This is a genomic window from Pseudomonas sp. (assembly GCF_030684895.1).
Lineage (GTDB): Bacteria > Pseudomonadota > Gammaproteobacteria > Pseudomonadales > Pseudomonadaceae > Aquipseudomonas.
This window is the reverse complement of the sequence record NZ_JAUXXP010000001.1, coordinates 130065-145849: the sequence shown is the minus strand read 5'-3', so window position 1 is coordinate 145849 and position 15785 is coordinate 130065. Positions and strand designations below refer to the sequence as shown.

Here is a 15785-nt window from a genome sequence, read left to right as displayed (position 1 = left end):
GCTTACTTAGATTACTGAGCGAGCTTGTCCAGACGCTTAAGAAACACGCTGATTTCCTTGCCCGCCTGTTTGTCACCCTTCTCTTCTGCCGCCCGCAAGCCTTGCGTCCAGGCCGCCCGCGCCTCGGCGCTGAGCCCCTGTTTGTTCAACGCCTGGCCGAGCAGCTTCCAGGCAGCTGAATACTGCGCATCAAACTCAACGCAGCGCTGCAAATGCTCCGCCGCCCTGGCGAACTCAGCCGCATCCAGATAGCCCTTGCCCAGGCCAAAACGCAGCAGGGCGTTGTCCATTCCCTTGGCCAGCATTTTTTCCAGGGCTTCAGTGCTCATCGGTGATTCCTAGAAAAACGTCAAACCGACCTGGAACAACCGCTCGGCATCGCGGATGTATTTCTTGTCGACCAGGAACAGGATCACATGGTCGCCTGTCTCGATCACCGTGTTGTCATGGGCGATCAACACCTCTTCGTTGCGGATGATCGCGCCGATGGTAGTGCCCGGCGGCAGGTCAATATCGGCGATAGCGCGGCCGACCACCTTGCTCGATTTGGCGTCACCATGGGCAATCGCTTCGATGGCCTCGGCGGCACCGCGGCGCAGGCTGTGCACGCTTTCGATATCGCCACGGCGCACGTGGGTCAGCAGGGTGCCGATGGTGGCCATCTGCGGGCTGATGGCGATGTCGATTTCGCCGCCCTGCACCAGGTCAACGTAGGCCGGGTTGTTGATGATGGTCATCACCTTGCGAGCGCCGAGGCGCTTGGCCAGCAAGGACGACATGATGTTGGCCTCGTCGTCGTTGGTCAGGGCCAGGAAGATATCGGCGTCGCTGATGTTCTCTTCCACCAGCAGGTCGCGGTCCGAGGCGCTGCCCTGCAGCACGATGGTGCTGTCGAGGGTTTCCGAGAGGTAGCGGCAGCGCGCCGGGTTCATCTCGATGATCTTTACCTGGTAGCGGCTCTCGATAGCTTCGGCCAGGCGCTCGCCGATATGCCCGCCGCCGGCGATCACTACCTTCTTGTAGCTATCTTCCATGCGGCGCATTTCGCTCATCACCGCGCGGATATGCGCCTTGGCGGCGATAAAGAACACTTCGTCATCGGCTTCGATCACCGTGTCGCCTTGCGGCATGATCGCCCGATTACGGCGGAAGATCGCCGCCACCCGGGTGTCGACATTCGGCATGTGCTCGCGCAACTGACGCAACTGCTGGCCGACCAGTGGGCCGCCGTAGTAAGCCTTGACCGCCACCAGCTGGGCCTTGCCTTCGGCGAAGTCGATTACCTGCAGGGCACCGGGGTATTCGATCAGGCGCTTGATGTAGTTGGTCACCACCTGCTCGGGGCTGATCAGTACGTCGACCGGGATCGATTCGTTGCTGAACAGGCCGCTGCGAGTCAGGTAAGCCGCTTCACGCACCCGGGCAATCTTGGTCGGGGTGTGGAACAGGCTGTAGGCCACCTGGCAGGCGATCATGTTGATTTCATCGCTGTTGGTCACCGCCACCAGCATATCGGCATCGTCTGCGCCGGCCTGACGCAGCACCGTGGGGAACGAGCCGCGGCCCTGTACGGTGCGGATATCCAGGCGGTCACCGAGGTCACGCAGGCGTTCGCCGTCGGTGTCGACCACGGTGATGTCGTTGGCTTCGCTGGCCAGGTGTTCCGCCAGGGTGCCGCCAACCTGGCCTGCACCGAGAATGATGATCTTCATGCAGTCTGTTCCTCAGCCGCGCGGGGCGGCAGCGATTTTCATCAGCTTGGCATAGTAGAAGCCGTCGTGGCCGTCTACTTGCGGGAATAGCTGGCGACCGTGGGCCGGCTTGATACCAAACGCCCCGGCGATATCCAGCTCGCGAGCACCCGGAGTGCGCGTCAGGAAGGCAGCAATATTCTCGCTGTTCTCCGCCGGCATCACCGAACAGGTGGCGTAAAGCAGGATGCCGCCGACCTCCAGGGTCTGCCACAGGCTGTCCAGCAGTTCGCCCTGCAGCTTAGCCAGGGCGGGGATGTCATCGGCGTGGCGGGTCAGTTTGATATCCGGGTGCCGGCGGATCACCCCGGTGGCTGAGCAGGGCGCGTCGAGCAGGATGCGCTGGAACGGCTTGCCGTCCCACCATGCCGCCAGGTCACGGCCATCGGCGGCGATCAGCTCGGCCTCCAGGCCCAGGCGCTTGAGGTTCTCGCGTACGCGCACCAGGCGCTTTTCTTCCAGATCCACGGCCACTACGCCGGCCAGTGCGGGCTCGGCTTCCAGCAGGTGACAGGTCTTGCCACCGGGCGCGGCGCAGGCGTCTAGCACGCGTTGGCCGGGCGCCAGGTCGAGCAGTTCGGCAGCCAGTTGCGCCGCTTCGTCCTGCACGCTGACGCGGCCTTCGGCAAAACCCGGCAGGGTGGTGACATCACAGGCTTGCAGCAGCCGGATGCCGTCACGGCTAAAGCTGCAGGGCTCCGCTTCAAAGCCTACGCGGCGCAGTTCGGCCAGGTAGTCATCACGGCTGCCGAGGCGGCGATTGACCCGCAGAATCAGCGGCGGGTGGGCGTTGTTGGCCGCGCAGATGGCCTCCCATTGGTCCGGCCACTGGGCTTTCAGGGCTTTTTGCAGCCAGCGCGGGTGAGCGGTATGTAGCACCGGATCGCGATCCAGTTCGGCCAGCAGCGACTCATGCTCGCGTTGGGCATTGCGCAGCACGGCATTCAGCAGGCCCTTGAGCGAGGGTTTCTTCAATTTGTCGACGCAGGCCACCGTCTCGCCGATGGCGGCGTGCGCTGGAATGCGTGTGTAGAACAGCTGATAGAGGCCGATCAGCAGCAGCGCCTCGACATCACGGTCGGCGGCTTTAAAGGGTTTCTGCAGCAGCTTTTCGGCGATCAATGCCAGGCGGGGCTGCCAGCGCGCGGTGCCAAAGGCCAGGTCCTGGGCCAGGCCACGGTCGCGCTGCTCGACCTTATCCAGTAGCGGCGGCAGGCTACTGCCCAGCGAGGCTTTGCCATTGAGCACCACGGCCAGGGAGCGGGCGGCGGCCAGGCGCGGGTTCATTGCCCGAGCACCAGGCCAGTGGCGAACTGCTCGCGGCGGCTGTTGTACAGGTCACTGAAGTTCAGCGCCTTGCCGCCGGGCAGCTGCAGACGATTCAAGCGCAGCGCGCCTTCGCCGCAGGCCACAGTCAGACCGGATTTATCGGCGGCGAGAATAGTGCCTGGGGCGCCACTGCCATCGCCCAGCTCTGCAGCGTGTATTTTCAATGCCTCGCCGCCTAGCGTGCTATGGCAGATTGGCCAGGGGTGAAAGGCCCGCACCAGACGCTCCAGCTCAATGGCCGGGCGGCTCCAGTCCAGGCGCGCTTCATCCTTGTTCAGTTTGTGCGCGTAGGTGGCCAGACTGTCGTCCTGCACTTCGCCAACTAGGTTGCCGGCGGCCAGGCCGCTGATAGCGGCGATCACGGCCTGTGGGCCGAGTGTGGCCAGGCGGTCGTGCAGGCTGCCACCGGTGTCTTCGGCTGCAATCGGCGTGCTGACCTTGAGCAACATCGGCCCGGTATCCAGGCCAGCCTCCATCTGCATCACGGTAACGCCGGACTCAGCATCACCGGCTTCGACCGCACGCTGGATCGGTGCGGCGCCGCGCCAGCGTGGCAGCAGCGAGGCGTGACTGTTGATGCAACCCAGGCGCGGGATATCGAGCACCACTTGCGGCAGGATTAGGCCGTAAGCCACCACCACCATCAGGTCGGGTTTGAGCGCCGCCAGTTCGGCCTGGGCGACGGGGTCGCGCAGGGTCTGCGGCTGGTACACCGGAATATCGTGCTGCAGGGCGAGCTGCTTGACCGGGCTGGGGGTGAGTTTCTGGCCACGGCCGGCTGGACGATCCGGTTGGCTGTACACGGCAATGATCTGGTGTGGCGTGTCGAGCAAGGCCTTGAGGTGTTCGGCGGCAAATTCCGGTGTGCCGGCAAAGACAATACGCAGTGCTTCAGTCATGGGGGCTCGCTAAAGAAAAAGGCTTGCCGCAGCAAGCCTTTGAAAGGTGTGGCTCAAGCCTGCTGGCGATGTTGCTTTTCCAGCTTCTTCTTGATCCGGTCGCGTTTGAGATTAGACAGGTAATCAACAAACAGCTTGCCGTTGAGGTGGTCGCACTCGTGCTGGATGCACACGGCCAGTAGGCCTTCGGCGATCAGCTCGTAGGGCTGGCCATCGCGGTCCAGCGCCTTGATCTTGACCTTCTGCGGGCGGTCGACGTTTTCGTAGAAGCCCGGCACCGACAGGCAGCCTTCCTGGTACTGATCCATTTCATCAGTCAGCGGCTCGAACTCGGGGTTGATAAACACCCGTGGTTCGGACTTGTCTTCGGACAGATCCATCACCACCAGACGCTTGTGCACGTTGACCTGCGTCGCCGCCAAGCCGATGCCGGGTGCGTCGTACATGGTTTCAAACATGTCATCGATCAGCTGACGCAAGGCGTCATCGACTACGTCCACCGGCTTGGCGATGGTGCGCAGGCGCGGATCGGGAAATTCGAGGATATTCAGGATCGCCATATGCGTTTGTGATGCACTTGTGGAATAAAGTCAAAATCCGCTGCTAAGATGATGAGCAGCATTGAAAAACGGCTTCACGCCGCAGCACGACTGGGTTTTGTCGCGGCGCTAGGGCGCTCCACGTGAAGACACATAATAAAGGGATTCACCGCATGAGGAAATCACTACTCGCCCTGCTGCTGCTTGCGGCAAGTGGCTTGGCCCAGGCCGAAGTGCAACTCAAGGACGGTCACCCAGACCGTTATACCGTGGTCAAGGGCGATACCCTCTGGGATATCTCCGGCAAATTTCTCAGCCAGCCGTGGAAGTGGCCAGAAATCTGGCACGCCAACCCACAGGTGGAAAACCCCCATCTGATCTATCCGGGTGACCAACTCAGCCTGGTGTATATCGATGGTCAGCCACGCCTGATGCTCAACCGCGGCGAGTCGCGCGGCACCATCAAGCTGTCGCCACAGGTGCGTAGCACGCCGATGGCTGAAGCTATCCCGGCGATTCCATTGGAGGCAATCAACAGCTTTCTGCTGAGCAACCGCATAGTCGATACCCCTGAACAGTTCCTGGGTGCGCCGTATATCGTTGCCGGCAACGCCGAGCGCGTTGTCAGTGGCGCTGGTGATCGTGTGTATGCCCGTGGGGTCTTTGATGAAGCGGCGCCGGCTTACGGCATCTTCCGTCAGGGTAAAACCTACACGGACCCGGACACCCAGGAATTCCTTGGGATCAACGCCGATGATATCGGCTCGGGTGAGATCGTTGCCGAGGAAGGCGATGTCGGCACTATGCTGCTGAGTCGCTCGACTCAGGAAGTACGTCTCGGTGACCGTTTGTTCCCTACCGAAGAGCGTGCGATCAACTCGACCTTTATGCCGAGTGAACCAGCTGGCGAGATCAACGGTGTGATCCTTGATGTGCCGCGCGGCGTGACTCAGGTTGGTCAGTTCGATGTGGTCACCATCAACAAGGGCGCCCGTGATGGCCTGAGCGAAGGCAACGTGTTGGCGATCTACAAGACCGGTGAAACCGTGCGCGACCGCGTAACGGGCGAATCGGTGAAGATTCCGGACGAGCGTTCCGGTTTGTTGATGGTGTTCCGCACCTACGACAAACTTAGCTATGGCCTGGTGCTTGGGGCTTCTCGCTCGCTTGAACTGATGGACAAAGTGCGTAATCCGTAACACCGAAAAGCCCCGCAAATGCGGGGCTTTTTATGGCGTGCCATCCCTGGCCGCCACCCTGCCGCTGTGCGGCGCGACCGATCAAGGATGATCCGCATGTCGCAACCTTCTGCTATTTCCCCAGCTGAGCTTGAAGCCCGTCTGCGCCTGCACTGCTTGCCGGAGTTGGGCCCTCGCCGCTTTCGCAAACTCCTCAGTGCCTTCGACAGTGCTTCTGCCGCGCTCAGCGCACCGGCCAGCGCCTGGCGTTCTCTGGGTTTGCCGCAGGCGTGCAGTGACGCGCGGCGCAGCGTCGAGGTACGTGAACGCGCCGCGCAAAGCCTGGCTTGGCTGGACGCTGATACACATCATTTGCTGATGTGGGATGACGTGATTTATCCGGGGTTGCTGGCCGAGTTGGCGGATGCGCCGCCGCTGCTGTTTATTGAGGGTGACCCCGCGCTGCTGGAGCAGCCGCAACTGGCCATGGTCGGCAGTCGGCGTGCATCGCGGCCAGGGCTGGATACGGCGCAGAGTTTTGCCCGCAGCCTGGCCGGTGGCGGCTTTGTGATTACCAGCGGTTTGGCCCTGGGCATTGATGGCGCGGCCCATCAGGGCGCACTGGATTCCGGCGGCAAGACGGTGGCGGTGCTTGGTACGGGCTTGCAGTGTTTGTATCCGGCGCGGCACAAGAAACTCGCCGCAGATATCGTTGCCCGTGGTGGTGCACTGGTGTCGGAGTTGCCGCTGGATTGTCCGCCCCAGGCGAGCAATTTCCCCCGGCGCAATCGCATCATCAGTGGTCTATCCGTTGGCGTGCTGGTGGTGGAAGCCAGCCCCTCCAGTGGCTCGCTGATCACCGCGCGTCTGGCCGCCGAACAGGGCCGCGAGGTCTATGCGATTCCCGGTTCGATCCATCATCCCGGCGCGCGGGGCTGCCATCAGTTGATTCGCGAAGGCGCCACGCTGGTGGAAAGTATCGAAGATATTCTCCAGGCCTTGCACGGCTGGCAGGCGCAGCCACCCGCCAGTGCTGCGCACAAGCCGGAGCTTCCCAGTCATCCACTGTTGGCGCTGTTGCATGCCGCGCCGCATAGCAGCGAGGCGCTGGTGGTCGCCAGTGGCTTACCGTTGGCCGAGGTGCTGGCGGCGTTGACCGAGCTGGAACTGGACGGCCGCGTTGCCTGTGAAAATGGCCGCTGGGTGGGCCGCGCACCTTGAACAGGGTCTTGGCTTGGATACACTGCCCGTCAAGTGTTTAGCGGAGAGCAGTGAATGGTCAGCAACTGGCAGATACAGCAAGCCGCACGGGTGGTGCGCAATGGTGGGGTGATTGCCTATCCGACCGAGGCGGTATGGGGGCTGGGCTGTGATCCCTGGAATGACGAAGCGGTGGAGCGCTTGCTGGCGCTAAAGGATCGGCCCGTGCACAAGGGACTGATTCTGGTGGCCGCCGATATCGAACAGTTCGACTTTCTTCTCGAAGATCTGCCGGAAATCTGGCTGGCACGCTTGGCCGGCAGCTGGCCGGGGCCCAACACCTGGCTGGTGCCGCATCAGAACCGCTTGCCCGAATGGATCAGCGGCCAGCACGACAGCGTTGCCCTGCGCGTCAGCGATCATCCGCAGGTGCGGGCGCTGTGCCGGCTGACCGGCCCGTTGGTGTCGACTTCGGCCAATCCGGCAGGCCGCCCGTCTGCGCGTTCGCGTCTGCGTGTCGAGCAGTACTTCCCTGGCCAGCTGGATGCTGTGCTTGGCGGTGCCTTGGGCGGACGCAAGAACCCCAGCCTGATCCGTGATCTGATCAGCGGCGATGTGGTCAGGGCGTCGTAGGTTGCGCTTCATCTCGTAGCCCGGATGCAATCCGGGGATGGCCCGACATCGCCCCCCGGATTACATCCGGGCTACCTGGTTTCAAGGCAATAGAATGCTCGAGCCCGTGGTCTGCCGTGCGCTCAGGGCGCTTTGCGCCAGCGCCGCATCCTTGAGCGCATAGCGGTTGCTGATCTCCACCTGCAGTTGGCCGCTGGCGATCATGGCGAACAGTTCATCAGCCATGCTTTGTAGCCGGGAAGGTGTATCGGCGTAGCCGGCCAGGGTTGGGCGGGTGACAAACAGCGAACCTTTTTGCGCGAGGATGCCCAGGTTGACCCCGCTGACTGCGCCCGACGCATTACCGAAGCTGACCAGCAGGCCGCGCGGTGCCACGCAGTCCAGCGAGGTTTCCCAGGTGTCCTTGCCGACGCCGTCGTAGACCACCGGGCACTTCTTGCCAGCGGTCAGTTCCAGCACGCGCTGGGCGACGTTTTCATGGCTGTAGTCGATGGTCACCCAAGCGCCCTGATCGATGGCCCGTGCGGCTTTTTCGGCGGAGCTGACGGTGCCGATCAGCTTGACCCCAAGCGCCCTGGCCCACTGGCAGGCAAAGGAGCCAACCCCGCCTGCGGCAGCATGAAACAGAATGGTTTCGCCGCCCTGCAGCGGATAGGTCTGGCGCAGCAGGTACTGCACCGTCAGCCCCTTGAGCATCACTGCGGCGGCCTGCTCGAAGCTGATTGCGTCCGGCAGTTTCACCAGCTTCTCGGCCGGCAGCACATGCAGTTCGCTGTAGGCACCCAGCGGCCCGGTGGCATAGGCCACGCGGTCGCCCACCTGAAAGCCGCTCACTGCCGAGCCCACCGCCTCGACGATCCCTGCACCCTCGGTGCCCAGGCTGGACGGCAGCGCTGGCGGCGCATACAGGCCGCTGCGGAAATAAGTGTCGATAAAATTCAGGCCAATTGCCTGGTTCTGCACCCGTACCTCATTCGGACCTGGGGCGGCAGGGGTGTAGTCGGTGTATTCGAGAACGTCCGGGCCGCCGTGACGGTTGAATTGGATGCGCATGGCCATTTTCAGAGTCTTCCGCGATTGAATGCCTGGATGATGCCCGCACGGGCAGAAAAGTGCCGTTATCCAATCGTCTGCATTGACCGCCGTCAACTGCGGCCGTGGGGTGGCTGGTGTTATGCTGGCCGCCCATTTTTCCCCGCGGCCACGTGCCGCCTGGCCTTACCCGTTTTCAAGGTGCCGCCGTGAGTGACCGTACTGAGGCCGTCAAAGCCTACCTGCTGGATCTGCAAGACCGTATCTGCACTGCTCTGCAAGCCGAAGACGGCGGTGCCGACTTCTTCGAGGATGCCTGGCAGCGGCCAGCCGGCGGTGGCGGCCGCACGCGGGTGATGGAGAACGGCGCGCTGATCGAAAAGGGCGGGGTGAACTTCTCCCATGTGTTCGGCGACAGCCTGCCGCCCTCAGCCAGTGCGCATCGGCCGGAACTGGCCGGGCGTGGTTTCGAGGCCCTCGGCGTATCGCTGGTGATCCACCCGGAAAACCCCTATGTGCCGACCTCCCATGCCAACGTGCGCTTCTTCAGCGCCGAGAAAGAAGGTGAAGAGCCGGTCTGGTGGTTCGGCGGCGGCTTCGACCTGACGCCCTACTACGGCAATGAAGAGGACTGCCGGCACTGGCACCAGGTCGCCCATGACGCCTGCGCGCCCTTCGGTGCCGAGGTCTACCCGAAGTTCAAGGCCTGGTGTGATCGCTACTTCCACCTCAAGCACCGCGGCGAGCCGCGCGGCATTGGCGGGCTGTTTTTCGATGATCTGAATCAGTGGGATTTCGACACCAGCTTCGCCTTTATGCGTGCCATCGGCGATGCCTATATCGCCGCCTATCTGCCCATCGTGCAGCGCCGCAAGCTGACCCCCTATGGTGAGCGCGAGCGCGAGTTTCAGGCCTTCCGCCGTGGCCGCTATGTCGAGTTCAACCTAGTGTTTGACCGTGGCACCCTGTTCGGTTTGCAGTCCGGCGGGCGTACCGAGTCGATCCTTATGTCGCTGCCGCCGCACGTACGCTGGGGCTACGACTGGAAGCCAGAGCCGGGCAGTGAAGAGGCGCGCCTGACCGAATACTTCCTCACTGACCGCGATTGGCTCTCGGCCAAGGCGTAATTGCGTAGCCCGGATGAAATCCGGGGAGTTCCAGCGACCGTTCCCGGATTTTATCCGGGCTACGAACTCTGTAATCAGCAAGGATTTTTTATGGACCGCTACGGCGTATTCGGCAACCCCATTGGCCACAGCAAGTCGCCGCTGATTCATCGCCTGTTTGCCCAGCAGACCGGCGAGCAGCTGAGTTATGAAGCCCTGCTCGCGCCGCTGGAGGACTTCCCCGGATTTGCCCGTGGGTTCTTTGCCGAGGGTTTGGGTGCCAATGTCACCGTGCCGTTCAAGGAGCAGGCGTTTGCTCTCGCTGATCAGCTCAGCCCCCGCGCCCAACGCGCCGGTGCGGTGAATACCCTGAAGAAGCTTGCCGACGACAGCCTGCTTGGTGATAACACTGACGGCGCCGGCCTGGTGCGTGATCTGACGGTGAATGCCGGGGTAGCCCTCAAGGGCAAACGCATCCTGCTGTTGGGCGCTGGCGGCGCGGTGCGCGGGGTGCTGGAGCCGTTGCTGGCCGAGCAGCCGGCGGCGCTGGTGATTGCCAACCGCACGGTGGAGAAGGCCGAGCAACTGGCCCGCGAGTTCGCCGACCTGGGCCCGGTGGTTGCCAGCGGTTATGACTGGATTGATGCGCCGGTGGACCTGATTATCAACGGCACCTCGGCCAGCCTGGCCGGCGAGCTGCCGCCGATTGCGCCAAGCCTGATTCAGCCCGGCCATACCCTGTGCTACGACATGATGTACGGCAAGCAGTTGACCGCCTTTAACCGCTGGGCTGCCGAGCACGGCGCGGCGCGCACTTTGGATGGCCTGGGCATGCTGGTCGAGCAGGCCGCCGAAGCCTTTGCCCTGTGGCGCGATGTGCGTCCAGTCAGCGCCCCGGTGTTGGCCGAACTGCGCCGCCTGCTGGCCGAGGGCTAAGACTGTGGGATTGAGTGCCGACGAACTGGTGCAGATCAGCGCACTGACCCTGCGCCATTATCAGGACTGCGCCGAAGACTTTCGCGAGGGCACCCGCGACCACGATGTCAGCCAGAATATCGCCGCCCTGCTCGCGCATATCCAGGCCACGGCGCCCTACCAGATTCTCGATTTCGGCTGCGGCCCTGGGCGCGATCTGCGTACCTTTAGCGCCATGGGCCACAGCGCCGTCGGTTTGGATGGTTGCGCGCGCTTTGTCGAAATGGCCCGCGCCGACAGTGGCTGCGAAGCCTGGCAGCAGGACTTTCTCGCCCTTGATCTGCCGCCGGAGCGCTTCGACGGGGTGTTTGCCAATGCCTCGCTGTTTCATATTCCCCGCCAGGAACTGCCACGGGTGCTGAAGCAGCTGCATGCCACCCTCAAACCCGGCGGCGTGTTGTTCAGCTCCAACCCCCGTGGTGAGAACCAGGAAGGCTGGAATGGCGAGCGCTACGGCGCCTATCACGACCTGGCCAACTGGCGCGTGCTGCTCAACGCCGCCGGCTTTAGCGAGCTTCAGCATTACTACCGCCCGGCGGGTTTGCCGCGTGAGCAGCAGCCCTGGCTGGCCAGTGTCTGGCGGCGCAGCTAACGCTCGGCTGTAGCCTGGATTAGCGCAGGGTAATCCGGGAAAGGGGGCTCGGTGATGCCGTGATACCCGGATTGCGCTTTCGGCTTATCCAGGCTACGAAACAGGGGCAGAGCCTGGCTCAGTCCGTAGGGTGGACGTCGTTTTTCACGTCCACCGCAATGGTGGATCGATGAAGCGTGATCCACCCTAATCAGTACACATCACGCAGATAACGCTTCTGTTCGGCCAGACGGCGGATATGTTCGGCGGCGCGCTCCTCGCTCAAGCCACCATGCTCGCGCGCCACATCGCGTAGCGCCTGCTCGACATCCTTGGCCATGCGGTTGGCGTCGCCGCAGACATACAGCTGCGCACCCTCCTCCAGCCAGCGCCACAGCTCGCCGCCCTGCTCGCGAATACGATCCTGCACGTAAATCTTCTGCGCCTGATCACGGGAGAAGGCCAGGCTGAGGTGGGTCAACAGGCTGTCGTGCTGCATCGCCGTCAGCTCGTCGCGGTAGTAGAAGTCGCTGGCGGCATGCTGCTCGCCGAAGAACAGCCAGTTCTTGCCGGCATCGCCGCGTGCGCGGCGCTCATGAAGGAAGCCGCGAAACGGCGCCACGCCGGTGCCGGGGCCGATCATGATCATCGGTACGTCGCCATCCTGTGGTACGCGGAAGTATTTGTTGCTCTGCACAAACAGCGGTACTTCGCGGTTATCCGCACGGTCGGCGAGAAAGGTTGAGGCCACGCCCTTGCGCTTGCCGTAGCGCACGGCGGAAACAGTCAGGTGCACTTCGTCGGCATGCGCCTTGGGGCTCGATGAGATCGAATACAGGCGCGGTTGCAGGCGCTTGAGGCTGCCCAGCAGCTCGCCTGCCGTGTGTTCAGCCGGATAGGCCTGCAGCACATCGGCCAGTTGGCGGCCCCACAGCCAGTCCTTCAGCTCGGCTTTGCGCTCGCCAAGCAGGCTGTGCAGCTCGCTGCTGGCGCTGCGTTCGGCGACCAGGGCGAGGGCTTCGTTGCTTGGTCGGGCGATTTCGAAATGGCTGGTCAGCGCCTCGCGCAGCGGCAGGTCGCCGACCTTGGCCACGTTGACCAGTTGCTCGCCGTCCAGGTGCGCCAGTTCGAGCACTTCCTCGACCAGCTCCGGGCAATTGCGCGGCCATACGCCGAGGGCATCGCCGGCTTCGTAGGTCAGGCCGGAGTCGCCCAGGGCGAAGGCGAACTGGCGGGTGTCCTTGCTTGCACCTGCTGCGTTCAGGCGCAGGTTAAGCGCCAGACGCGCGGGTAGCGGCTGGGTTTTGCTCACCCGCTGCGTGCTGGCGGGCTCGGTCATGGCGGCGCTATGTGCAACTTCCGTTTCGACTGGGCGCAGCAACGGCAGCAGCTCGCTTAGCCAGGCCGCTGCTGCGTCGTCGAAATCGCTGTCGCAATCCAGGCAAGGTCGCAGCGGTGTGGCGCCGAGTTCGGCCAGGCGGCGGTCGAGGTTTTTGCCGTGCTGGCAGAACTGCTCGTAATTCGGGTCGCCAAGCGCCAGTACCGCATAGCGCAGATTTTCCAAGCGCAGGTCGCTGGTCTGCAGGGCGCTCCAGAAGGCCTGGCCGTTGTCCGGCGCATCACCGTCGCCGAAGGTGCTGCTGAGCAGCAACACCGAGCCGGCGCTTGCCAGTTGCTGCGGTGGGTAATCGGCCATGCAGCTGAGCGCCACGGCCACCCCGGCTTCGCTTAGATGTGCTGCCAGGCGTTCGGCCAGCGCTTCGGCATTGCCGGTTTGCGAGGCCCACAACAGGGTTACCGCAGGGGTCGCTGCCAGTGCCGAGGGTGTGACGCGGCTGAATAGCCCGGCGAGCATGCCGTCGAGCCACAGGCGGGTCGGCTCGGCCAGGGGCGCCTGGCTCGGCAGGCTGGGCACACCGCCGCCGGGGTTGCTGCGCAAGCCGCTGATATAGCCGGCCATATAGCTGCGCTCGCTTTCGCTGAGGGGCGGCGGCGCGCTGCAATCCACGCCGACCAGGGCCGCAAAGGTTTCGATGCTGGACATCGCGAGTTCCTCGGGCGGGTGAGATAGGCGAGTGCTGTCGACTGCCTCGGCGGCCGGCGAGTCGAGGCGTTGATGGGCGATCAGCTCGATACGCCGCAGGCTGACGGCGCAGAACTTGAATTCCGGCTGCTGAGAGATGGGGTCGATGGCGTCGCTGGTCACCGCGTTGATCGCCAGGTTGTCGCCGTACACATCGTTCCAGTGGAACGGCGCAAAGCAGCCGCCGGGCAGCACGCGGTCGCTGATCTGCACTGGCAGCACGGCCTGGCCACGCCGCGAGCGGACTTCCAGCTGGTCGCGGTCGCGCACGCCAAGGGCGGCCGCGTCCTGCGGGTGCACTTCGATAAAGGGGCCGGGGTTGAGCTTGTTCAGCGTGGCGACCTTGCCGGTCTTGGTCAGGGTGTGCCACTGGTGCTGCAGGCGCCCGGTGTTGAGCACAAAGGGGAAGTCGGCATCGGGCATTTCCGCCGGATCGAGGTGCGGGCGCGGGAAGAACTGCGCCTTGCCGCTGGGCGTGGCAAAGGCCAGGCGCGGCGTGTTGCCGTCTTCGCGAATGTGCAGCGTCTGGCTGATTCCGTCGTTGATGTAGCGCAGCGGCATGCGCCCGTCGCCCGCCTCGCTGGCGCAGGGCCATTGCAGCGGCGTCTGGCGCAGACGCGGGTAGCTGGCGCCGCGCAGGTCATAACCGGTTTTGCGGTTGTGGAAGCGTTTGATTTCCTCGAACACCTGCTCGGCTGATTCGTAGCTGAAGCCGTCGGCAAAGCCCATGGCGCAGGCCACCTCGGCGATGATCCGCCAGTCGGCCATGGCCTCGCCGGGCGGTTCGACCGCTTGCGGCATCAGGGTCAGGTTGCGTTCGGAGTTGATCATCACCCCCTCGGCTTCGGCCCACAGCGCGCCGGGCAGGAGGATGTCGGCGTAGCGATTGGTTTCGGTATCGAGAAAAGCGTCCTGGGCGATCACCAGTTCGGCGGCCTTCAGCCCTTCGATCACCGTGGAGCGGTTGGCCATGCTCGCCACCGGATTGGTGCAGATGATCCAGCAGGCCTTGACCTTGCCGGCGGCCAGATCCTCGAACAGCGTCACGCTGCCGCCGCCCAGGCGGGTGTGCAGGGTGCCGGTCGGCACGCCCCATACTTGCTCGACAAAGGCGCGGTCGTCGTCCACCAGCACGCTGCGCTGGCCCGGCAGGCCGGGGCCCATATAACCCATCTCGCGGCCGCCCATGGCGTTGGGTTGGCCGGTGAGGGAGAACGGCCCGCTGCCGGGGCGGCAGATCTTGCCGGTGGCCAGGTGCAGGTTGCACAGGGCGTTGGTGTTCCAGGTGCCGTGGGTGCTCTGGTTGAGGCCCATGGTCCAGCAGCTCATCCACTCGCCGGCTTCGCCGATCCAGCGTGCGGCCTGGCGGATCGCTGCTTCGCTGAGCCCGGTGTGGGCGGCGACGTATTCGGGGGTGTAGCTTTCGAGGAAGTCCGGCATGACCTCCCAGCCTTCGGTGAACTCGGCAATAAACGCCGGATCGGTGTGGCCGTTCTTGTGCAGCAGGTGCAGCAGGCCGTTGAGCAGCAGCAGGTCGCTGCCCGGTTTGATCTGCAGAAACAGGTCGGCCTTGTCCGCCGTGGCATTGCGCCGTGGGTCGACGACGATCAGCTTGGCGCCGGCCTTGACCCGTGCCATCAGGCGTAGAAACAGGATCGGGTGACAGTCGGCCATATTTGCGCCGATAACCAAGAACACATCGGCCTTGTCGAAATCCTGGTACGAGCCGGGCGGGCCGTCGGCGCCCAGCGACAGTTTGTAGCCGCTGCCGGCGCTGGCCATGCACAGGCGCGAGTTGGATTCGATCTGGTTGCTGCCCAGGTAACCTTTGACCAGCTTGTTGGCCAGGTATTGCGCCTCCAGCGACATCTGCCCGGAGACATACAGGGCGATGGCGTCCGGACCGTGTTCGTCGAGGATCGCGCGCAGGCGGGCGGCGGCGGCGCTGATGGCCGCATCCATGGCGATTTGCCCAGGGTCGCGGTTACGTTCGCTGCGCAGGTAGGCGTGCTGCATGCGGCCGGATTCGTTCAGCGGTTGGGCGCAGGTGCTGCCCTTGGTGCACAGGCGGCCGAAGTTGCTCGGATGCTGTTGGTCACCGCTGACCTTGGCGATCTTGCCGTTTTCCACGTGCATGACGATGCCGCAGCCGACGCCGCAATAGGGACAGACACTTCGCACGGTTTTGTTCGCCACACCCCTCTCCTGCACCTGAAACGCAAAACGCCATGCAACCCTCCGTCGAAACGGGAGTGGCACGGCGTCTTTGTCGTGGATGGGCAATCAGCGTTGATTACCTGGATTGGTCTATAGCAAGGCACGCGCCAGGGTTCGCCAGGGCGGCTTGAACGCCCGCGTGGCAAGGCCTGGCGAGGTGTGTGCGGGACAGCTGGGCCGGTTTTGCGCGACTCATAATGGGGCAGCAGGCTGCTCTGCTCGCCTCTTTTTGGGTCTTTATTGCGCCGGGCAGGTGAGCCTGCAACTGCGCC

General features: G+C 63.7%; 13 protein-coding genes. 6 read left to right on the top strand and 7 right to left on the bottom strand.

Annotated elements, in window-relative coordinates; translation table 11 throughout:
* Positions 1 to 11: 11 nt before the first annotated feature.
* From Q8M42_RS00665 to def, 5 genes are read right to left on the bottom strand one after another with little or no spacing between them, the layout of a single operon-like run.
* Positions 12 to 329, bottom strand: coding sequence for a hypothetical protein (locus Q8M42_RS00665; RefSeq protein ID WP_304865019.1), 318 nt, complete (start codon positions 327 to 329; stop codon positions 12 to 14).
* A 9-nt stretch (positions 330 to 338) separates the two neighbouring features.
* Positions 339 to 1712: a Trk system potassium transporter TrkA gene (gene trkA / locus Q8M42_RS00660; RefSeq protein WP_304865021.1), complete on the bottom strand. Its 1374-nt coding sequence runs from the start codon at positions 1710 to 1712 to the stop codon at positions 339 to 341.
* 12 nt (positions 1713 to 1724) lie between these two features.
* Positions 1725 to 3038 (bottom strand): 16S rRNA (cytosine(967)-C(5))-methyltransferase RsmB, encoded by a 1314-nt coding sequence (gene rsmB / locus Q8M42_RS00655; protein ID WP_304865023.1) that lies wholly within the window; start codon positions 3036 to 3038, stop codon positions 1725 to 1727.
* Positions 3035 to 3979 carry a methionyl-tRNA formyltransferase gene (gene fmt, locus Q8M42_RS00650; protein ID WP_304865025.1) on the bottom strand — a complete coding sequence of 315 codons (945 nt, stop codon included), beginning with the start codon at positions 3977 to 3979 and terminating at the stop codon, positions 3035 to 3037. Before fmt ends, rsmB begins: the two co-directional genes overlap by 4 nt.
* 53 nt (positions 3980 to 4032) lie before the next feature.
* The gene (gene def / locus Q8M42_RS00645) at positions 4033 to 4539 is read right to left on the bottom strand and encodes a peptide deformylase (RefSeq protein ID WP_090378757.1); all 507 of its coding nucleotides are present in this window, start codon (positions 4537 to 4539) and stop codon (positions 4033 to 4035) included.
* Positions 4540 to 4691: 152 nt separating this feature from the next.
* Here def and Q8M42_RS00640 point away from each other — a divergent pair, with 152 nt between their 5' ends.
* From Q8M42_RS00640 to Q8M42_RS00630, 3 genes are all read left to right on the top strand, one after another.
* Positions 4692 to 5717 (top strand): LysM peptidoglycan-binding domain-containing protein, encoded by a 1026-nt coding sequence (locus Q8M42_RS00640; protein ID WP_304865028.1) that lies wholly within the window; start codon positions 4692 to 4694, stop codon positions 5715 to 5717.
* A 96-nt stretch (positions 5718 to 5813) separates the two neighbouring features.
* Complete coding sequence (dprA, locus tag Q8M42_RS00635) at positions 5814 to 6917, top strand: DNA-processing protein DprA (RefSeq protein ID WP_304865030.1); 1104 nt, start codon at positions 5814 to 5816, stop codon at positions 6915 to 6917.
* A 54-nt stretch (positions 6918 to 6971) separates the two neighbouring features.
* Complete coding sequence (locus Q8M42_RS00630; protein WP_304865032.1) at positions 6972 to 7529, top strand: L-threonylcarbamoyladenylate synthase; 558 nt, start codon at positions 6972 to 6974, stop codon at positions 7527 to 7529.
* A gap of 81 nt (positions 7530 to 7610) precedes the next feature.
* Here Q8M42_RS00630 and Q8M42_RS00625 read toward each other — a convergent pair whose 3' ends face one another.
* Positions 7611 to 8588 carry an NADPH:quinone reductase gene (locus tag Q8M42_RS00625; protein WP_304865034.1) on the bottom strand — a complete coding sequence of 326 codons (978 nt, stop codon included), beginning with the start codon at positions 8586 to 8588 and terminating at the stop codon, positions 7611 to 7613.
* Positions 8589 to 8770: 182 nt separating this feature from the next.
* On the opposite strand from Q8M42_RS00625, the gene hemF reads away from it, so the two are divergent.
* The 3 genes from hemF to Q8M42_RS00610 all read left to right on the top strand — a co-directional run bounded on the left by hemF (position 8771) and on the right by Q8M42_RS00610 (position 11234).
* Entirely contained in the window at positions 8771 to 9688 is a 918-nt protein-coding gene (hemF, locus tag Q8M42_RS00620; protein ID WP_304865036.1) for an oxygen-dependent coproporphyrinogen oxidase, read from the top strand.
* Between the two features lie 90 nt (positions 9689 to 9778).
* On the top strand, positions 9779 to 10603 hold the full coding sequence (gene aroE / locus Q8M42_RS00615; RefSeq protein ID WP_304865037.1) for a shikimate dehydrogenase: 825 nt from the start codon (positions 9779 to 9781) through the stop codon (positions 10601 to 10603).
* A gap of 4 nt (positions 10604 to 10607) precedes the next feature.
* Positions 10608 to 11234 (top strand): bifunctional 2-polyprenyl-6-hydroxyphenol methylase/3-demethylubiquinol 3-O-methyltransferase UbiG, encoded by a 627-nt coding sequence (locus tag Q8M42_RS00610; RefSeq protein ID WP_304865039.1) that lies wholly within the window; start codon positions 10608 to 10610, stop codon positions 11232 to 11234.
* A 190-nt stretch (positions 11235 to 11424) separates the two neighbouring features.
* Here the strand turns inward: Q8M42_RS00610 and Q8M42_RS00605 are convergent, their stop codons facing one another.
* Complete coding sequence (locus tag Q8M42_RS00605) at positions 11425 to 15492, bottom strand: bifunctional nitrate reductase/sulfite reductase flavoprotein subunit alpha (RefSeq protein ID WP_304865041.1); 4068 nt, start codon at positions 15490 to 15492, stop codon at positions 11425 to 11427.
* Positions 15493 to 15785 lie beyond the last annotated feature (293 nt).